Annotated in this window: 17 protein-coding genes and 1 tRNA gene; 9 read left to right on the top strand and 9 right to left on the bottom strand. The window is 68.9% G+C overall.

Annotated features, from left to right (window positions below; all coding sequences use genetic code 11):
- Window positions 1-109 precede the first annotated feature (109 nt).
- The 3 genes from eno to TOK_RS28180 are packed head-to-tail and all read left to right on the top strand — an operon-like array spanning window position 110 to window position 2,443.
- Window positions 110-1,402 carry a phosphopyruvate hydratase gene (gene eno, locus TOK_RS28190; RefSeq protein WP_098961035.1) on the top strand — a complete coding sequence of 431 codons (1,293 nt, stop codon included), beginning with the start codon at window positions 110-112 and terminating at the stop codon, window positions 1,400-1,402.
- Between the two features lies 1 nt (window position 1,403).
- Window positions 1,404-1,931, top strand: coding sequence for a septum formation initiator family protein (locus tag TOK_RS28185; protein WP_098961034.1), 528 nt, complete (start codon window positions 1,404-1,406; stop codon window positions 1,929-1,931).
- Window positions 1,928-2,443: a DUF501 domain-containing protein gene (locus TOK_RS28180; protein ID WP_374754940.1), complete on the top strand. Its 516-nt coding sequence runs from the start codon at window positions 1,928-1,930 to the stop codon at window positions 2,441-2,443. The genes TOK_RS28185 and TOK_RS28180 overlap by 4 nt, the downstream gene beginning before the upstream one ends.
- Here TOK_RS28180 and TOK_RS28175 read toward each other — a convergent pair.
- Window positions 2,430-4,025, bottom strand: a complete 1,596-nt coding sequence (locus tag TOK_RS28175; RefSeq protein WP_253258718.1) for an acyl-CoA dehydrogenase family protein — start codon at window positions 4,023-4,025, stop codon at window positions 2,430-2,432. The two genes, TOK_RS28180 and TOK_RS28175, sit on opposite strands and share 14 nt — an antisense overlap.
- Before the next feature lie 466 nt (window positions 4,026-4,491).
- Between TOK_RS28175 and TOK_RS28170 the strand changes: the two genes are divergently transcribed.
- From TOK_RS28170 to TOK_RS28155, 4 genes are all read left to right on the top strand, one after another.
- On the top strand, window positions 4,492-5,445 hold the full coding sequence (locus TOK_RS28170) for a Ppx/GppA phosphatase family protein (protein ID WP_098961032.1): 954 nt from the start codon (window positions 4,492-4,494) through the stop codon (window positions 5,443-5,445).
- On the top strand, window positions 5,445-6,152 hold the full coding sequence (locus TOK_RS28165; protein ID WP_098961031.1) for a uracil-DNA glycosylase: 708 nt from the start codon (window positions 5,445-5,447) through the stop codon (window positions 6,150-6,152). The genes TOK_RS28170 and TOK_RS28165 overlap by 1 nt, the downstream gene beginning before the upstream one ends.
- Before the next feature lie 122 nt (window positions 6,153-6,274).
- Window positions 6,275-7,660 (top strand): NAD(P)/FAD-dependent oxidoreductase, encoded by a 1,386-nt coding sequence (locus TOK_RS28160; RefSeq protein ID WP_098961030.1) that lies wholly within the window; start codon window positions 6,275-6,277, stop codon window positions 7,658-7,660.
- Between the two features lie 44 nt (window positions 7,661-7,704).
- Window positions 7,705-7,778: transfer RNA gene (locus TOK_RS28155), tRNA-Leu, on the top strand.
- Between the two features lie 44 nt (window positions 7,779-7,822).
- On the opposite strand, the gene TOK_RS28150 is transcribed toward TOK_RS28155, so the two are convergent.
- From TOK_RS28150 to TOK_RS28120, 7 genes are all read right to left on the bottom strand, one after another.
- A complete protein-coding gene (locus tag TOK_RS28150; protein WP_098961029.1) occupies window positions 7,823-9,265 on the bottom strand; it encodes a tyrosine-type recombinase/integrase in 1,443 nt (480 codons plus the stop codon).
- Complete coding sequence (locus TOK_RS28145; RefSeq protein WP_098961028.1) at window positions 9,265-9,453, bottom strand: AlpA family transcriptional regulator; 189 nt, start codon at window positions 9,451-9,453, stop codon at window positions 9,265-9,267. Before TOK_RS28145 ends, TOK_RS28150 begins: the two co-directional genes overlap by 1 nt.
- Window positions 9,450-11,123, bottom strand: coding sequence for a replication initiator (locus tag TOK_RS28140; RefSeq protein WP_098961027.1), 1,674 nt, complete (start codon window positions 11,121-11,123; stop codon window positions 9,450-9,452). Before TOK_RS28140 ends, TOK_RS28145 begins: the two co-directional genes overlap by 4 nt.
- Window positions 11,120-12,631: an FtsK/SpoIIIE domain-containing protein gene (locus TOK_RS28135; protein WP_098961026.1), complete on the bottom strand. Its 1,512-nt coding sequence runs from the start codon at window positions 12,629-12,631 to the stop codon at window positions 11,120-11,122. The genes TOK_RS28140 and TOK_RS28135 overlap by 4 nt, the downstream gene beginning before the upstream one ends.
- Before the next feature lie 154 nt (window positions 12,632-12,785).
- Window positions 12,786-13,079, bottom strand: a complete 294-nt coding sequence (locus tag TOK_RS28130) for a WhiB family transcriptional regulator (protein ID WP_098961025.1) — start codon at window positions 13,077-13,079, stop codon at window positions 12,786-12,788.
- On the bottom strand, window positions 13,076-13,465 hold the full coding sequence (locus TOK_RS28125; protein WP_098961024.1) for a hypothetical protein: 390 nt from the start codon (window positions 13,463-13,465) through the stop codon (window positions 13,076-13,078). The genes TOK_RS28130 and TOK_RS28125 overlap by 4 nt, the downstream gene beginning before the upstream one ends.
- Before the next feature lie 109 nt (window positions 13,466-13,574).
- The gene (locus tag TOK_RS28120) at window positions 13,575-14,006 is read right to left on the bottom strand and encodes a plasmid replication, integration and excision activator (RefSeq protein WP_098961023.1); all 432 of its coding nucleotides are present in this window, start codon (window positions 14,004-14,006) and stop codon (window positions 13,575-13,577) included.
- 128 nt (window positions 14,007-14,134) lie between these two features.
- On the opposite strand from TOK_RS28120, the gene TOK_RS28115 reads away from it, so the two are divergent.
- Window positions 14,135-14,977 (top strand): GntR family transcriptional regulator, encoded by an 843-nt coding sequence (locus TOK_RS28115; RefSeq protein WP_098961022.1) that lies wholly within the window; start codon window positions 14,135-14,137, stop codon window positions 14,975-14,977.
- Window positions 14,974-15,657: an HAD family hydrolase gene (locus TOK_RS28110; RefSeq protein ID WP_172457833.1), complete on the top strand. Its 684-nt coding sequence runs from the start codon at window positions 14,974-14,976 to the stop codon at window positions 15,655-15,657. Before TOK_RS28115 ends, TOK_RS28110 begins: the two co-directional genes overlap by 4 nt.
- Here the strand turns inward: TOK_RS28110 and TOK_RS32110 are convergent.
- Window positions 15,635-18,697 (bottom strand): TrlF family AAA-like ATPase, encoded by a 3,063-nt coding sequence (locus tag TOK_RS32110; protein ID WP_374754939.1) that lies wholly within the window; start codon window positions 18,695-18,697, stop codon window positions 15,635-15,637. The genes TOK_RS28110 and TOK_RS32110 overlap by 23 nt on opposite strands.
- Window positions 18,698-19,077 lie beyond the last annotated feature (380 nt).

The following is a 19,077-nucleotide window of genomic DNA, read 5'->3' as shown; positions in this document are numbered from 1 at the left end:
GATGCGGGTGACGGCTGCGACACCTGACGGCGCGGTGCACGGCTGGGGGAGCGGCGGCGGATAGGCTGGCTCACCGGGTCCAGTACTCGAATCCGGAACAGGAGCTGTGGTGGCGGTCATCGAGCAGGTCGGCGCACGCGAGATCCTCGACTCGCGAGGGAACCCGACGGTCGAGGTGGAGGTCGCCCTCGACGACGGGACGCTGGCCAGGGCCGCGGTCCCGTCCGGCGCCTCCACCGGCGAGCACGAGGCGGTCGAGCTGCGCGACGGCGACGCGAAGCGCTACGGCGGCAAGGGCGTCGAGAAGGCCGTCATGGCGGTGCTCGACGAGATCGGCCCCGAGCTGACCGGCATGGAGGCCGTCGACCAGCGTCTGGTCGACCAGCGCCTCGTCGACCTCGACGGCACCAACGACAAGTCCCGGCTCGGCGCCAACGCGCTGCTCGGGGTGTCGCTGGCCGTCGCCAAGGCCGCGGCCGAGTCGTCGGGCCTGGAGCTGTTCCGCTACATCGGTGGCCCCAACGCGCACGTGCTGCCGGTGCCGATGATGAACATCCTCAACGGCGGCGCCCACGCCGACACGTCGGTCGACGTGCAGGAGTTCATGATCGCCCCGATCGGCGCCGAGTCGTTCCGCGAGGCCCTGCGCTGGGGCACCGAGGTCTACCACGCGCTCAAGTCCGTCCTGAAGAAGAACGGCCTGGCCACCGGCCTGGGCGACGAGGGCGGCTTCGCCCCTGACGTCGCGGGCGGCACCCGCGGCGCCCTCGAGCTCATCGCGAGCGCTGTCGAGACCACCGGCTTCACGCTCGGCACCGACGTCGTCCTCGCGCTCGACGTCGCGGCCACCGAGTTCCACGACAAGGGCGACTACAGCTACGAGGGCAAGAAGCTGTCCTCGGCCGACCTGTCCGCCGTCTGGGCCTCGCTCGTCGACGACTTCCCGCTGGTGTCCATCGAGGACCCGCTCTCGGAGGACGACTGGGACGGCTGGGTGGCGCTCACCTCGGCCATCGGCGACAAGGTCCAGATCGTCGGCGACGACCTGTTCGTCACCAACCCCGAGCGGCTCGAGGACGGCATCCTGCGCGGCGCCGCCAATGCGCTGCTGGTCAAGGTCAACCAGATCGGCACGCTGTCGGAGACTCTCGACGCGGTGACGCTCGCGCACTCGTCGGGCTACCGCTGCATGATGAGCCACCGCTCGGGCGAGACCGAGGACACCACGATCGCCGACCTCGCCGTCGCCACCGGCTGCGGCCAGATCAAGACCGGCGCCCCCGCCCGCTCCGAGCGGGTCGCGAAGTACAACCAGCTGCTGCGCATCGAGGAGGCTCTGGGCGACGCCGCGCGCTACGCCGGAGAGCTGGCCTTCCCGCGGTACGCGGTGCCGCAGGGCTGACGTGCCCGCCGCGGCCGACGAGCGCGCGCGGACCCGGGGTGACCGGGGCCGCGGCGCTTCGGCGGCCCGGCCGAACGCGGCAGGCAGGCGGACGCGCACCCGCGAGCCGCAGCTGACCCGCAGCAGGTCCCGGGCGGCCGGCGTCGTCGCCGCGACGACCGGGTTCCTCGGCGTCTCCTCGACGCGGCGCGCCGCCGTGCTCGCCGTCGTCGTGTGCGCGCTGGCGTTGACGGTGGCGGTGCCGCTGCGCAACTACGTCGCCCAGCGTCAGCAGCTGTCCGACCTCACCCACCAGCAGCAGCAGATCGCCGCCGAGGTCGACCGGCTCAACCAGGAACGGGCCCGGCTGTCCGACCCCGGCCAGGTCGAGGCCGAGGCCCGCACCCGGCTCGGATACGTCAAGCCCGGCGAGGTGCCCTACATCGTCGAGCTGCCCGTCCCGCCGCCGAGCCCCGAGGAGCTCGCCGCAGGACAGCCATGGTTCCAGCGCCTCTGGAACGTCGTCTCGGAAGGTTCGCCCGCCCCGTGAGCACCCCCGCTCCCGCCCCCACCATCTCGGACGCCGACCGCGCCGCCGTCACCGCCCAGCTCGGGCGCGTGCCGCGGGCGGTCCGGGAGGTCGCGCACCGCTGCGCCTGCGGCCTGCCGACCGTCGTCGCCACCGCGCCCAGGCTCGAGGACGGCACCCCGTTCCCGACGCTCTACTACCTGACGTGCCCGCGGCTCGCGTCGCGGCTGGGGACGCTCGAGGCCGACGGCCGGATGCGGGAGATGACCGACCGGCTCGCCGAGGATCCCGAGCTGGCGGCCGCCTACCTGCGGGCCCACGAGTCGTACCTGGCCGAACGCGACGCGATCGAATCCCTCGGTACCGGCGTCAGCGCGGGCGGCATGCCCGACAGGGTCAAGTGCCTGCACGTCCACGCCGGGCACGCGCTCGCCCGCGGCCGGGGCGTCAACCCGTTCGGCGACGAGGCACTCGACGAGGTCGGCGAGTGGTGGACGGCCGGGCCGTGCGTGTGCGCTCCTAGCGAGGGCTGACCCGCTCCAGCAGCGCCTCGGTGTGCGCCGATGCCGGCAGCGTCCCCGCGGTGCGCCACGGTCCGTCGGGAAGGAACCGCGACGCGACGAACGCCGTCGCCACCTCCTCCGGGGCGTGCCGCAGCAGCAGCGACCCCTGCAGGCACAGCGCGACCAGCTCGGCCAGCCGGCGGGCGGTGCGCTGCTCACGGGCCTTGAGCTCGGTGCGCAGCTCCTTCGCGGCCCGGTCGAACCACGGGTCGAGGCCCGTCGCGGCGTCGATCTCCGCCAGGACGGCCTGCACCGAGTCGGGCTCGCGGGTGACGGCACGCAGCACGTCGAGGGCCGTGACGTTGCCCGAGCCCTCCCAGATCGAGTTCAGCGGCGCCTCCCGGTAGAGCCGCGGCAGCCCCGACTCCTCGACGTACCCGTTGCCGCCCAGGCACTCCAGCGCCTCGGCGACCACCGTCGGGGCTCGCTTGCACACCAGGTACTTCGACGCGGGCAGCGCGAGGCGCAGCAGCTCGGTCTCGCCGCGGTCGACCGCGCCTGCCAGCCGCAGCGCCAGCGCCGTCGCCGCCTCGGACTCCAGTGCCAGGTCGGCGATGACCGACTGCATCAGCGGCTGCGCGGCCAGCCGCTCGCCGAACGCGGTGCGGTGCGCGACGTGGTGGGCGGCCTCCGACAGTGCCGCGCGGATCGTCCCGGCCGAGCCGAGCACGCAGTCCAGCCGCGTCATCGACACCATCTCGATGATCGTGGCGACGCCACGCCCCTCCTCACCGAGCCGCCAGCCGAGGGCGTCGTCGTACTCCAGCTCGGCCGAGGCGTTGGAACGGTTGCCCAGCTTGTCCTTGAGCCGCTGCAACCGGATCGCGTTGCGCGACCCGTCGGGCAGCACCCGGGGCAGCACGAAGCAGGTCAGCCCGCCCGGGGCCTGCGCCAACGTCAGGAACAGGTCGTTCATCGGGGCGGAGGTGAACCACTTGTGGCCGGTGAGCCGGTAGGTGCCGTCGACCGACGGGGCGGCGACGGTCGTGCCCGTCCGCACGTCGGAGCCGCCCTGCTTCTCGGTCATCGACATGCCCGCGAGCAGCCCCGTCTTGCTGCCCGGCCGCGCGAGCCCCGGCTGGTAGATCCGCGCGGTCAGTCCCGGCTCGAACGACGCCGACAACGCCGCGTCGTGACGCAGCGCCGGCACCGACGCGTACGTCATCGAGATCGGGCAGCAGTGCCCCTGCTCCAGCTGGCTGACCAGGTAGAACCCGGCCGCGCGGGCGACGTGCGCCCCTGTGCCCGGCGGCGCCTGCCACGGCGCGGCGTGCAGCCCCCACCCGACCGACAGCTCCATCAGCGCGTGCCACGACGGATGGAACTCGACCTCGTCGATCCGGCGGCCGTAGCGGTCGTGCGTGCGCAGGACGGGGGAGTTCTCGTTGGCCAGCCGGGCGTGCTCGCGGAACTCCGCGGACGCGACCTTCTCCCCGAGCAGCCGCAACGTCGGCAGCGCGCCGGCCGCGCCCTCGCGCTCGACGGCGCCGACCAGTGCCGGGTCGCACGCCAGCGGGTCGAAGCCCGCGAGCGGTGGCGGCTGGTTGGTCACCTCGTGGGTGCCGAGGTCGGTCGCGGGGTGGGCCGGGACCGGCGTGGCGGGGCGGGCCGGACCAGCGGGTCGGGGCCGGACGACGGCGGGGCCGCTGATCGCCTCGCCGGTCTCGTTGTCGCCGGTCTCGTTCTTGCCGGTCTCGTCGGCCGCGGAGGCCGTGTCCGGGGTGGGCGCGGTCGCGGGTACCGACGCCGGAGTGTCGGGCGGGCGTGGCGACGGGACCGTCGCGCGCTCGTCGTCGCGGTCCTGCGCGGCGCCGCCGGGCCGGGTGCTCTCGGCCGGGTCCACGGCACCGCGCGTGCCCGTGGCCCGCCGCGTCGTCGGTCCGCCCCCGTGCGACTCTCCGCTGACCACGGTCCGAGGGTAACCGCGCGGACGCACCGACGGGGCCGTCCGCGGACGATCCGCCGCCGCGTGCCGCGTACGGTGACCGCGACCGGTCCATGATCCGTGAGGAGACCCGATGCCCCGCGTGGCCGCCATCGACTGCGGGACGAACTCGATCCGGCTGCTCGTCGCCGACGTCACCACCGGATCCGGCGGGTTCGACCTGCGCGACGTGCACCGTGAGATGCGGATCGTGCGCCTCGGCAAGGGCGTCGACGCCACCGGCCGGCTCGACCCCGAGGCCATCGAGCGCACCCGCGCCGCGCTCGTCGACTACACCGCGGTCCTGCGCCGCAAGGGAACCGAGCGCGTCCGCATGGTCGCCACCTCCGCCACCCGCGACGCGTCCAACCGCGAGGACTTCTTCGGCATGGTCCGCGAGGTGCTCGGCTCCGACGCCGAGGTCATCACCGGGGACGAGGAGGCCACGCTGTCGTTCGTCGGCGCCGTCGGCGACCTCGACCCCGCCGACGGGCCGTTCGTCGTCGTCGACGTCGGCGGCGGGTCCACCGAGCTCGTCATCGGTGACCTCGCCGACGACGGCACCGCCACCGTCCGCGCGGCCCGCTCCGTCGACGTCGGCAGTGTCCGGCTCACCGAGCGCTCCCTGCCCGGCGACCCGCCGTCGGCCGGCGATGTCGCCGCCGCCCGCGAGGTCGCCGCCGGCATCCTCGCCGACGCCTTCGCCGCCGTCCCCCTCGACGGCGCGAAGACCTGGGTCGGTGTCGCCGGCACCATCACGACGCTGTCGGGCATCGCCCAGGACCTGCCCGCCTACGACCCCGACGCCGTGCACCTGTCCCGGCTCTCGCGGGCCGACCTGCACGCGCTCTCGCAGCGCCTCGTCACCTCGACGCGCCCCGAGCGCGAGGCCATGGGCGCGCTGCACGCCGGGCGGGTCGACGTCATCGCCGCCGGCTCGATCATCGTCTCCGTGCTCGCCGACGAGCTGCACGCGCGTACCGGGATCGAGGAGATCGTCGTGTCCGAGCACGACATCCTCGACGGGATCGCCCGCTCCATCTCCTGATGTCCACGCCCCTCGCCGTCCTGGACGCCCGGGTGGCCGACTGCCGTGCGTGCCCGCGGCTCGTCGCCTGGCGGGAGAAGGTCGCCACCGAGAAGCGCGCGGCGTTCCGCGACCAGACCTACTGGGGCCGGCCCGTCCCCGGCTTCGGGCCCGCCGACGCCGCGCTGCTGATCGTCGGCCTCGCCCCCGCCGCGCACGGCGCCAACCGCACCGGCCGCATGTTCACCGGCGACCGCTCCGGTGACTTCCTCTACGCCGCCCTGCACGCCGTCGGGCTCGCCAACCAGCCCACCTCCGTCTCCGCCGACGACGGGCTCACCCTGTACGGCACCAGGATCACCGCGCCCGTGCACTGCGCGCCGCCCGACAACAGACCCACCCCCACCGAACGCGACACGTGCGGCAGGTGGCTCGCCGCCGAGCTGGCGCTGCTCACGCCGACGTTGCGGGCCGTCGTCGTGCTCGGCGGGTTCGGCTGGCAGTCGCTGCTGCCGGTTCTGGCGGCCAACGGCTGGCCCGTCCCGCGGCCGCGGCCGAAGTTCGGCCACGGCGCGTCGGTGACGCTGCCCGGGGCGACGGGTCCGCTGCACGTCTTCGGCAGCTACCACGTCAGCCAGCAGAACACCTTCACCGGGAAACTGACCCCGCCCATGCTCGAGGACGTGCTGGGGGCGGCCGGACGGGCCGCGGGGCTGATCGTCGGATGACCGAAGGTCGTGTTACCGACGTGTATCACCCGATCGGGCGTCTTGACCATCACAAGGGTGTGCCGTAACACGATCGGCTCTCCTGGCTTCGTCCTGAGCGCGATGAGTGGGAGCATTTCGGTATGGCCCGGACAACGAGGATCGTCATCGTCGGCGGCGGATACGTCGGCATGTACACCGCGCTGCGCCTGCAGAAGAAACTGCGCCGCGGCGAGGCCGACATCACGGTGATCGACCCGCAGTCCCACATGACCTACCAGCCGTTCCTCCCCGAGGCGGCCGCCGGCTCCATCGAGCCGCGCCACGTCGTCGTGCCGCTGCGCCGGGTGCTGCGCAAGTGCCACCACGTCAACGGCCGCGTCACCTCGATCAGCCACGAGAAGCGCGAGGTCACCATCGACCTCATCAGCGGCACCTCGACGACGCTGGGCTATGACGTCCTCGTCGTCGCCCCCGGCTCGGTCGCACGCACCCTGCCCGTCCCCGGGCTCGCCGAGCGCGGCATCGCCTTCAAGACCGTCGGCGAAGCCATCTACCTGCGCAACCACGTCCTGTCGCGGCTCGACGCCGCCTCGACCACCACCGACCCGCGGATGCGGCGGAAACTGCTCACGTTCCTCGTCGTCGGCGGCGGCTACGCCGGTATCGAGGCGCTCGCCGAGCTGGCCGACATGGCCCGCCACGCCAGCAAGTACTACGAGAACGTCAACCGCGAGGACATCCGCTGGGTCCTCGTCGAGGCCGCCAACCGGATCATGCCCGAGGTCGGCCCCACCCTCGGCCGTTACACCGTCGAACGCCTCCTCGACGCCGACATCGAGGTCAACCTCGACACGCGCGTCAACTCGATGGTCGACGGCCACGTCGAGCTCGACGACGGCCAGTCCTTCGACGCCGACACGATCATCTGGACCGCCGGAGTCAAGCCCAGCCCGATGCTCGAGCACACCGACCTGCCCCGCGACGCCCGCGGCCGCGTCGACTGCACCGCGATGCTGCAGGTCGTCGGCATGCCCGACGTCTTCAGTGCCGGCGACTGCGCCTCGGTCCCGGACCTGTCCAAGGACGACCCCGAGGCCCGCACCAGCCCGTCGGCCCAGCACGCCGTCCGGCAGGCCAAGGTCCTCGCCGACAACCTCGTCGCCCACGTCCGCGGCCGCAAGCTCGCCGAGTACCGGCACTCCTACGCCGGTTCGGTCGCGAGCCTCGGGCTCTACAAGGGCGTCGCCGAGATCTACGGCATCAAGCTCCGCGGCATCGTCGCCTGGTTCATGCACCGGACCTACCACGTCAGCCGGATGCCGACATGGAACCGGCGGATCCGGATCGTCTTCGACTGGACCGGCGCCCTGGTCCTCGGTCGCGAGGTCGTCGCGCTGGGCCAGATCCACGAGCCGCGCGCCGAGTTCAGCCGCGTCGCGGGCCCGGCCCAGCCCCGGCCCCTGCCGGCGGTGGAGGCCGACGAGTCCGACCTGCCCGAGCAGCAGACGGTCACCAGCGGGGCCTGAGCACGTCCGGTGGCGCGGGGTGCCGCCCGTAGGCTGCATCCCGCGCCCCCGTAGCCCAACCGGCAGAGGCAGGCCCCTTAAAAGGGTCACAGTGTGGGTTCGAATCCCACCGGGGGCACCGGGCCACACCAGGGTGCTCATGCCTCTGAGCTGCGAAGACGCTCACTCGTCCGCTCCGGTGCTGTCCGGCTGTGTCCGGTCGGATCCGGCGTTCTCCGACTGCTCACGCCCAATACGCGCCAAAGTTTGACCGCCCAGAGCGGTCGCGATGCGCTGGCGGGCGGCGTCCTCCTGACCGGCCATGGACTTGGCGTAGATCTGCAGCAGGACGGCGACGCTGTGCCCGGCCCACTCGGCGACCTGGGTGGCCGGAACCCCCGCGTTGAGCCACGTCGAGACTGCCGCGTGCCGGAGGTCGTAGGGCCGCCGGGCGAGCGGTGTCTTGGCCTCGTCCTTGCCCAGGGCGTCCACACGCGCCTTCCGCCAGACGCGGCAGTAGGTGCTCTCCGAGAGCTGACCGCCACGCAGGCCACGAAACAGCAGCCCGTCCGGGCCGTTGCCGAACGCGTCGAGGTGCTCCCGGAGGAGCGCCACCAGCTCAGGCGCGCACGGGACGACGCGGGTCTCGCCGCGAGCACGGTGCTTGAGCTGACGTTCCTCGCGGCGCTGACCCGAGTCGGTCCAGGAGGCGCCGGCCGACGGTGTGGAGGCCTCCAACAGCAGCTCACCCCAGCCCTCCGCGGGGAGGGACAGGTTCGATGTCCGCAGCGTTGCGGCCTCGGCCGGGCGCAGGCCGGCGAAGTAGAGCGCCCCGAAGAAGGCCACCAGCCGCTTCCCGCTGGGCTTCTGTGTGCGAACGGCGTCGAGGAGGCCGCGCGCCTGGTCAGGGTTGACGACCACGCGCTTGTCGACGCTCTTGACCGTCCGGGGCGCCTTCCAGGCCAGGGCAGTCACCGGATTGCGGGAGAGGAGACCCCGCTCGACTGCGTACTCGCCGACGTTGACCAGCACACCACGTTGCCGCTGGATCGTGGCCGGCGCTGCAGTCGTCTTGTCAGCCTTGCGCGTGAGGGCGTCGAGGGCGGTACGGACCACGGTCGGCTGGCCGAGGTCACCGACGTTCCGCGTGCTGCGCGAGAGCCACGTGAGGGCGCTCTGCACCTCGTCGGTTGCCTCCGCAGGATCGGCACGGTGGTTGAACGCCCAGGCCGTGAGCGTCTTCCGCAGGACCTGGTCGTCCGGCCGACCCCGGTCGGTGGTGAGCAGCGCGAGCGTCACGTTCGTGAGAGCGCGGGCCGTGTTGCGACGCGAGTTCGGCGCCAGGTGCGGCCACTTCATCGCCGAGTACTCCCGAGCGAAGTCGAACCACGAGACCTTGCGATCGTTGCGGATCACCGAGACCGGTTGGCCGGACTCCACGTCGAACGCCTCACCACGACGGGCGGCGGTGACCAGGTCGGATCGGACCGAGTCGGCGAGCGCAGAGGTGCTGTAGGACTCCTTGAACGGGTGGCCACCGACCGTCCACCGGACGCGATAGGTGGTCTTCCGCGTGCCCGTGTAGACCTCTGTCTTCCAGATCTTGACGTCGTACGAGGTGTCCATCAGGCGGCCTCCTCGCGGTCGTCGAGCCAGCGCTCCAGCTCGACCCGTCGCACGCGGAGATCGCCGTTCGGGAGCTTGATGCAGCGGGGCGCGCGGCCCTTGGCTCGCCACTCGTAGAAGGTCGATCGCGAGACCCGCAGCTCGGCGCACAGCTCGGCGACCGTCAGCCGCTCGTTGGCCCGGCTCATGCTGCCTCGCTCTCGGTTGCCGAACAGTCGGGTTCGGGTTCGGTGGCGGCCAGGACGGCGGCGTCGTAGTCGGCGCGCCAGCGTTGGCGTTGGTGGATCGCGTGGAGCAGCAGGACGGGGCGGGGTGGGACGTCGGGGTCGCCGGCCTTGGTGGTCTCCCACTCGAACGGCCCGTCATCGACGGCGTAGGCGGGCTGCACGCCGGCCTTCGCGAGGAGTTGCCGAACGAACGACGATCGCTCGGCCCGGTGGTCGGCGAGGCTCTTGTTGGACCACTTCCGGGAGACGAGGACCCGGCGGCCGGCGATGCCGAGGTGTTCGGGCCGGTGGGCCTTGCCCTTGCAGACCCCGGGCACCATCGAGGACCGGGAGCCCTTGGGCTGGACGCCGAACAGGAGCCAGATCGGGCACCGCGGCGAGCACGGGGTGACCGCGAGCTCGGCGGCGAGACGGCGGGCGTGCGCGCGCTGGCGGATGGTGGCGTGCTCGTCGAGGCCGGCGGCCTGGCCCACGGACTTGGTGAGGTACTTGGTCAGGTAGCCGATGTGGCGCCCGGCATCTTCGGTGCCGCCGAGGATGCCCTTCACGTGGACCTGCTCGCCGAACGTCACCGTGTGCGCGGGCGCGTCGAGGGCGGCGGGGTCGGTGGCCTCGTCCCAGGTCGGGAGCGGTTCCCGCGTGTCGGGGTCGACCCACGAGGAGGCGAGGGCGTCCCATCGCGGGACGTGATCGCCGTTGTAGGTCGGGTCGTCGTGGGGCGGCCACCACACCTGGTGATACGTCGCGGCGGCGATCATGCGGAGTTCGGCGCGGGAGATCGTGCCCCGGATCGCGGCGTGGAAGTGCGGCGCTCCACGGCGCTGTGGTTCGACGGTGCCGAAGTACTGGACGTCCCAGCCGACGCAGCGGCGGGTGTTCTGCCAGAACCGGTCGAGCAGCTTCGGGAAGTGGATGGCGTCGCGTGCGGCGCGGCGGTAGTCGTAGCGGTCCGGATCCAGCGCGGCGCCGTTCTTGTCCACCCGCCCGTACGAGTCCAGCGTCAGCGTCAGGAACGTCGAGGGCCGGTAGCGCCCGCCGTAGACCGTCCCAACGGTGCGGTTCTCCACCGGCCGACGCGGCAGGTTCGGAGCGTCCTGACGACGGCGGGTCGAACGCTTGACCGGGAGCCGGTCCGGGCCGACGAGCGGGGCCAGGCGCCCCCGAACCCCGAGGGCGCGCAACTCCGCGTCGATCTCGGCGACGGCGTCGGCGATGTTCTCGCACTCGGTCTCATCACCGGCCTCCCGGGCGAGCGCGTGGGCGGCGTGCAGGTCGGCACGGACCGCCATCAGCTCCTTCTGCGCCTCCGTCGGATCAGCAGGAGCGGTGACCGGCTCGTCCTCGAGGTGCCAGCCCTGACGGCACTGGACCATCCGAAGCCGCCGAGCCTTCTCCGCGCACGGGCGGCACTTGTCCTCCCGCGTCGACCCGCACGGCACAGGCACGACGTCGACCCGGCCAGTGGACAGCTCGATCCGGCGCAGCGCGATCGGACGGACACAGACGCCGTGATCTTCGGCGAGCTGCGCGGCGACGTCGTCGGACAGCGCGAGGAGGGCCTTCTGCGCCCGGCTCAGGCTGCTCTGGTCGATCGGCCCATCGGGCAGGGTGGCGGGCCCTGTGGTGGTCATGCGGCCTCCCCGAGGGCGGGCGGGTCGAAGGACTCAGCGGGGCCGGTCGGGCCAACGGAGGGGGCGAGGGTGAGCGGGGTCGGCCGTGCGGTGCGCATGAACGCGTTCAGCTCGGCGAGGTGGGAGTCGGTGAGGTGGAACGCGCGGGCGCGCTGGATGTCCTTGCGGCCGTCGGTGATGGTCCAGGCGACGCCGGGGGTGTCCTCGCTGATCTCGTGAGCAGCGGCGCCGCGGGTGCGGGCGTTCTCCCCAAGCGCCAGGTCGACCTGGTCGGGCTCGTCCAACCGAAGGGCGATCTTGGTGGGGAAGAGGTGGCGGAAGTCGACGACGGACTTGCGCGGGTCCTGGACCTGTCCGAGGACGCAGACGCCGGGGGCGCGGCCCTGCGAGGCGATGGTCTGCAACGCGTTGTTCGCACGCGTCTTCAAGGCGCGGTCGGTCTGGTAGGCGACGACGTCGGCGAGCTCGTCGACGACCAGGAGCACGAACGGCGACCGGGCGGCCGGGGTCCATGCGGAGGCGCCGGCCTGCCGCAGCTGATCTGCCCGCGACCGGCCGAGGGCGGCGACGTGTTCGAGGAGGTCGACCGCGTTGGGCCCGTTGTCGAAGACGAGGCGTTCGAACAGGTGCGGTGCCCGGCCGAGTTCCATGCCGCCCTTCGGGTCGATCCCGAACACCTGGACGAGGCCGGCGCCGATGGCCGGCGCGAGGTGCCACAGCAGCGACCACATGATCGAGGACTTCCCAGCCCCGGTGGAGCCGACGACGAGGACATGGTTGCCCTGCAGCCGGACGTTCCACGGCCGTCCGGTCTCGACCACTCCGACCGGGACCTTGCGCAGATCGATGCCCGCACCGAGTCCGACGAGGGCGGGCGGTGCGATCGGGTCGCGCAGCGGATCGGAGTGGATGAAGTCGAGCCAGATGCGGCGGGGTTTGTCCTGACGGACCCGGCACGACACCGCCCCGAAGGAGTGCGCGAGGGAGTCGGCCCGAGCGGTGAACTCGTCCGGGCTCTGCCCGTGCAGCAGCCGCACACCGACGCGGTCACGCCAGCCGTCGGCGCGGACCATGCGGACGCGGGGGTAGTAGTGGGTCGACCCCGCCTTGCGGACCAGGTTCGCGAACCGGGTCGTGCGCCGCCACACCCGGCCGTAGACCCACGCGCGGCGCCACTCCGACGCGATCTGCCGGCGCACGATCCGGTCGAAGGAGTCGGGCCAGCGCCACCGCCACACCCCGCCGACGACCGCGACCAGGGCGACGGCACCAGCGACCCACCACCACGAGGCCGTGAGGCCGAACCACATCGCAGCCGCCACGGCGACGAGGGTGACCGGGTAGCGCCAGACCCGGCGGGCGGTGAAGTCGAGGACCCGGACGAGCACGTAGGCGGCGATCACGGGTGCCGCGACGAACAGGGCCTTGCCGGGCAGCATGAGCCACCAGGGCAGGCGGGGGCGTTCGACTTCCAGCGGTGCGGGAGCTGTCCAGTCCTTGCGGCTCATCGGGAACCTCCGGTGCGGCGGCGGCCGGGGACGGCCGAGAGCGGGAACAGCGGGTGTTGGTCGAGGTGGTCGGCGCAGCGGCGCCGGCGCGGGTCCGGGCGTTCGACCAGGAGCGTGCGGCAGACCTCGCAGCGGACTGGCGTGGGCTTGGCGGTCATGCGGCGGCACCGCCCCGGACGGTCGGGCGGAGCACGGCGACGGTCGCCGAGCGGGTGGCGAGGGCGGTGCGCTCGTCGGGGGTGAACCCGGCGACGACACCCCAGCGGCGGGCGGGTTCCTCCCAGTCCATGACGTCGTCGAAGCACAGCGCCCGGACCGGGCAGCCCGCGCAGACCTGCCGTGCGGTGGCGACGGCGGGGGAGCTGGGGTCGAGGTCGAGCGGGAAGAACAGCTCAGGGTCCACACCCCGGGCGCAGGCGGCCGAGCCGCGCCATCCACGGCCGGTCATGACGCGATCCCGAGGTCGTGGTGGTTCGACATCGCGCCGGCCACGTCCGAGGTGGGGCGGCGCTCGGCGCGGGCACGCCAGTCAGCGGCGGCGTCGCGCCAGAACCGGGCGCGGTCCTGCTCCTGCCCAGCGGCATGGATGACCGCACGGAGGAACAGCCGGGACATCCCGTCGCGGTGCGGGCGGGCCAGCAGGAGGTTCCACCAGGCGGCGCGACGGGCACAGATAATCGCCAAGCGATCCGCGCGCACCGCGTGGGCGGCGTTCGAGTCGGGCGCCTCGGCGGCGACCGGGGAGAACTCGTCGGTCAGCCCGTCGAGCGCGGCCAACACCCGCTCGGTGACCGGCGGCCGGTTGTAGTGCTGATGGGCGGTGTAGGTGCTCATCTAGGGTTCGTGTCCTTCCGGAATTTGTTGCCTGCCAGGGCATCCGCGGATCGAGGGAGAACGGGGACGAGCTGGTCCTTGGCCGGCTCGTCCCCACCAACAGCGCTGGTCAGGCCGCGTCCTGGTTGGCCTTATGTGGCACTGGCTTCGCACCGTGATTGCCAGGAGCACGCATCCCGGAAGCGCGGAAGCTGTACGCGACCCGGGGCCGTCCGCCGTTCTCCGCGACGTACGGGGTGACGGTCAGGCCGTCGAACTCGACCGGACGGAACGGAAGGCCGGCGGCCGCCTCCGGGGGCACCGGCTGATGCGTGGCGGCGATCTTCACGACCACCGTCTTGTCCGCCCGGCGGGCCTCCGGGTCGGCGTCGAGGACCGAGACCGACCACACCGGAAGGCCGGAATCCTTGTCGGTCTGCTGCACCGGACGCCCGGCGCTGGACTTGTCGAAGTCACGCACCGGCTCGACCTCAGACACCACGTAGGCGCCATGGGGGAAGACGTCGCCCATCGTGACCGCGAACCTGTTCTTGATCGCCATGTCGGCTCCTCTGCTCCGGCTTAGCCAGCTTGGCTAGCCAGGCTGAGATTAGGCCAACATGGCTAGCCAGGCAAGGAGTTGGCTAGGCCGGTTAGCTGAGCTGGGCAGATTCGCCGTAGCATCTGCAAATGGCCCTCGACCCGGACGACCCGCGACCGCCGTATCAGCAGGTAGCGAACGCCCTGCGGGCGTCGATCCTCACGCGCAAGCTCGCGCCGGGGGAGAAGCTGCCATCCGGCCCGCAGCTCTCAGAGCACTACGGCGTTGCTCGCATGACCGTGCAGCAGGCGATCCGCGTGCTCCGTGACGAGGGCTTGGTCGTCTCGCGACAGGGCAGCGGGGTGTTCGTCCGCGAGCGCACCGAGCGCCCCGTCGGACTCCGTCCACATCTCGAACGGGCCTTCGAGCAGGCGCGAGTGTCGGTCGACTTCGCCGGGTTCTCGGGTGAGACCCTGCACGGCGCGATCGCGGAGCCGCTCGACAAGATTCGGGCTGGTCGTCTCCGTCCGGCGTCGATCTCGGTCCGGCTGCTCGTGCCGGACCCGTCTGTGCCGTGGGCTCTGCCGGCACAGGTCGACGACCTCGCAGACAGCCCGGCGTTCCGCGCGCGGGCGGCGCAGATAGTGCATCGCCATACGGGAGCGGTCGTCGAGGCCGTGAACGAGCTGGGCGAGCTGGGTCTTGTCGAGGAGGCCCGCGCCGAGGTGCGAGCGAGTCCCGCCGTCCCGATGTTCAAGCTCTACGTGATCAACAACGACGAGGTGTTCTTCGGCTACTACCCGGTCGAGCGCCACGACGTCACGCTCGACGGCGAGAAGACGCCCATGTGGGACCTGATGGGGAAGGACGCCGTCCTGTTCCAGCACAACGCCGACGCGGATCCCGAGTCCATGGCGTCGCAGTACGTCCGTCAGTCCCGGCTGTGGTTCGAGAGCTTGTGGGACAACGTCGCACGCTCGTTCTCGTCGTGACGCTCGCAGAGGTCCTGCGTGGAGTGCGGCACGTCCTCCTCGATTTCGATGGTCCCGTCTGTGCGTTATATGGGGGCAGCTCAGACACCGAGGTGGCCACGAAGCTCCGCAATCTCCTATCCGGCGGACCGCTGAATATACCTGCACCCATTGCTCACACGAGCGATCCGCTGGAGGTGCTGCGTTATGCCGCCGTGCGGAGCTACCGAGAGCTATCTCTGATTGAAGCCGAATTTGTCGCCCAAGAAGTGCATGCGAGCACCACAGCGACTCCGACTCAACGCGCGCGTGAGGCCATTACTGCCCTCGCCAGTTCGGGTCGGACGATCACAATCGTCAGCAACAACTCATCGGACGCCGTCATCGCCTACCTGAGTCGGATCGGCCTCGCTCACATCGTGGATGGTGTCGTCGGGCGTGTCCCAAGACATCCCGAACTAATGAAGCCACGACCCGACCTGCTTCAGGCGGCTATTGAACAGCGCTCCGCCAACGCGAAGGAGTGCGTCATGATTGGTGACTCCGCTTCTGATATTGCCGCCGCAAGGGCGGCGGGGACGCTAGCGATTGCCTTCGTGAACCGCCCCGCCAAGACAAAGCAACTTAAGCAGGAGCAACCTGACGTGATGATCGAATCGATGGGTGAGATTGAATTGGTCAGCCAGTTGCCCATTGCTTAGGAGGGTGGTACTTGGCCTGGCGGTTGCCGAAGGCTGGCCACGTCCCTTCGAGGACATCGACGACATGCTGATTCATCGCGGTGCTCTCGATTGATCCGGAACGATAATTGAAGCGTCCATCGATCATCTCTGCGGCAATAATCTGATCGGCATCGGCAACAACGGCAACATTTGCGTTGTGGGTAACAATGATGACTTGACGCCGAGTCGACGCCTCCTTGATGGCGGGAGCCAGAAGATTCTTAATAGTCTCGTTGTCGAGATTCTCGTCTGGCTGATCCAAAATGAGAGGCTGCTCGCTTGGGTCGATCAGCAGATGGAACATTAAGAGGAGCGTACCCTTCTCGCCAGGAGACAGGCGTTCCAAGGGGAGGCCGTGATACTGCAAGTAATGGAACGGCTCCACGTAGGACAATCCAAAGATAAGGTCGAGAAGCTCTTCGAGGGTTCTCCCCTTGCGAAGAGTCCGCTCTGGATTCGGGCTACCGTTAGGGTTCTTGGCAACAGACGTCGCAAGATCGGAGGTAAAGCGGACGACGTCATCGCTGTTCGCGAAGTCAGTCTCGTCGACAAGTTCGCGAAGCCGTTCCGAACCTTCAATTTGCCCGGCGAACGGGCCAGAGACATTTCGCCCGACCAGATCCCAGAAGCGGTCCTCAAAACCCAACTCGCCGAGGGATGCGGCGAATTCCAGACCGCTTCTTATCGCAAGATCATGCTGAGCAATGAAATCGCGCGCAGGCCTGTATAGATCGTTCAGGATCTCGATCTTGGCGAGGAGCGACTGATGGATTTTGCGGACCTTCGTTGCGCGAACCTGGGTCAGGTTTACAATCTTTTGAGGTACCTCTTGGAGTGCCTGAATCTCGCGCTCAATTGAGGACTTGCCTTGTTGGCCGGGGCTTCCGTCGACTAAATCGGCAAGTGTTTGTTTCCAGGTCTCCACGGCCTTCTGGGCTTCTGCAAATTTGCGGCTTGGCTCGTCAAGTTCTGCTTCCAGATCCGAGATGGAGCTGTCGAGGGCTTTGACCTGTGTAGGCAGCGACGATCCGGCGGTCGGATGAAGGAGGCTAGCAACGACTGAACGATCAGCTGCAACCGCGTCCTTAACGGCCAGCAGCGAGGTTCTGTCAATCGTCAAGGTCACTATCGAGGCGAGATCAATCTCGGCGTTGATGGCTCGTTGCGAGTTGGCTACGACGAACGACTCATATTGCGACCGCAGGGTGTCGGTCGCAGTAACGATCTGGTCGATGGCATCTGCCTTGATGGTCAGAGCTGACTCAGTCGCTCGCTGGCGGCGGATATCGTCCGTGAGCTGGTCGCGTTTACTGCGAAGCTCCCGAAGCGTGCCGCCAGACGCCGGGTCCTCTCCTGGTATCGGGGGCGCGACCGGCTCTGGTGGCTGTTGACGCTTTAGGTCAGCAATACGCTGATCAACATCTCGAAGTTGCGACCTGAGTAGACCAATGTTTTCGGGTCGGCTATCGCGGATCAGTTGTGAAATCTCGGAATTTATGGACCCCAGCTCCGTGCGAAGAGACGCGATTTGCTCGTCGATGGCGCTTGTTCGAGTCCGCACAAGTGCATCAAAATTCGTTGTACCGAGCCGTCGCTCCTCAGGGACATGAGCAAATAGCACCGACGAGAGTCGTTCAGAAAATTTGTCGTTTGCCGCTCCTGGATCTGAGCTGCATATCTCGTCCAGAAGGTGCTGCGGAAGGTATGTTGCCCGTTCAGCTGAATCTAGGTCCGTCCGCGCTGAGAACCGCTTCTTAGACTGAGTCCAGTTCGTCCAGGTCAATTTTACGTCGTAGTGATCGCCGTAACCCGTCTTGGGGTTCAGGAACCGATCCTTGTTTAGGAACGAAAAGTGGCTCTGCTCGTGACTGTTTGTTGCCAGTCCGAGCGCATCAAGGAGCGCACTTTTTCCTTGGCCCTTTCGGCCAACTATGGCGACAAACCCCGGATTCAATGCAACGTCAACGGAAAAGAAAGTTGCCGCGTTTGCAGGCCTAGTCGGCGATGGGGCAATTTCGATACGCTCAATGTGGTCGGCTGCACGCAGTCGTTGAGATGTGAGCTTCGGTGGTTCGGTCCCGATGTAGATGCGGGTGTCGAACTCAACGAGTGCTCGTTTGAGCCCTGCCAGGGTTGGGTCGGCATTGATCCAAGTCAGACTCTCACCGATTCGATTCGGGTCATCTGAGGTGCTGAAGTGGTGAGCGTCACTGCAGTCCAGGAGTCGGTCGTTCAGGCCGGCATCTTGCAGCGCTTTTCTGCTCTTCTGATACAAATCTCCCGACTGTGTGGCGGTAAAGACGACGTCCGAACTATTGATTAGGTGCTTCTTGGTTGCGATTGACTGATCATTCCATTTCAGCGAGTTCCATTCTGTTTTGCCAACCGCGGTAAGAGCTCTTCCAAACAGAAGAGGCGAGTCCAGAAGGTTCGCTACCGCCGATAGCTCTACATTGAAGTTGTTGAAGCCGAGTTGGAGGTCGGATTCGGTGTACCGGTGTTGCTGGTCTTCGGGTACCCCACGGCGAATTTGCGCGCCGAAGTTTTTTAAGCTCTCAACGTTAAGGAATCCACTCCATTGTGGTGGATCGACCAGGCCGTCACCTGGCTCTAGTCGATACTGAGCGCTGAGACCATTGATGAACTGAGCCTCAATAACATCCGGATCCATACCTGGCTCGAAGATGACATGCCAGTTGATTCTCCGGATGTTTCCGTCGGTTCCGGTGAAGCTCGCAAGGCGCAATTCAATGACGGGTAAGATGGCTTCGATATTGGGTAGATTTCCTGCGTTGAATTCTCGGAGAACTCGCCGGTATCCGTCGACAAAGAGGTAGTCATTTATGCCAATTACGCTAAGCTCTGTGGGCAAGTTGCGGAGATCGTTGAAATATTTGTCCCAATTATCGGAACCGTACGAATTAACAATCGAGGCGGGCGTGTGTACATGGAGGTCCCATTTCCGCCACAGTGAGCCCCGTGCCAGCTCGTTGGCGGGGCCGTTGTCATGCGGACCCACGGACGCTGTCGTTGTTGCAGACACGTGTGATCTTCGTCCAGGGTCTGCAGGCTGTTACAGCGAGCGACACCTCTGTCACAGCTGATTCGTGTGGGCTGCTGTGGGGCCCTCGCAGGCAGTTGACTCATTCTGAGGCGTCGCTGCGGACGCTGTCGCCACGACGGGTGCTGTATACGACAGCGCGAGTTGCGGGGCGGCTGCCTAGACGGCGCCCTTCCGACCGGCCGGCGGTCTAACAACTGCGTCCCAACTGCCTTTGTCTGGTCTCACCTGACGCTTGACGTTCCTGTCCCGGGTGATGGTTGACGTCCGGGCTAGGAAACTGAGCGGTTCTGGGCTTTGAGATTACGGATCGCTCCGGTCGTGGTGCGGGTGAAGAC

This window comes from Pseudonocardia sp. N23, assembly GCF_002583555.1.
GTDB lineage: Bacteria > Actinomycetota > Actinomycetes > Mycobacteriales > Pseudonocardiaceae > Pseudonocardia.
This window is presented reverse-complemented; position numbering and strand designations above follow the sequence as displayed.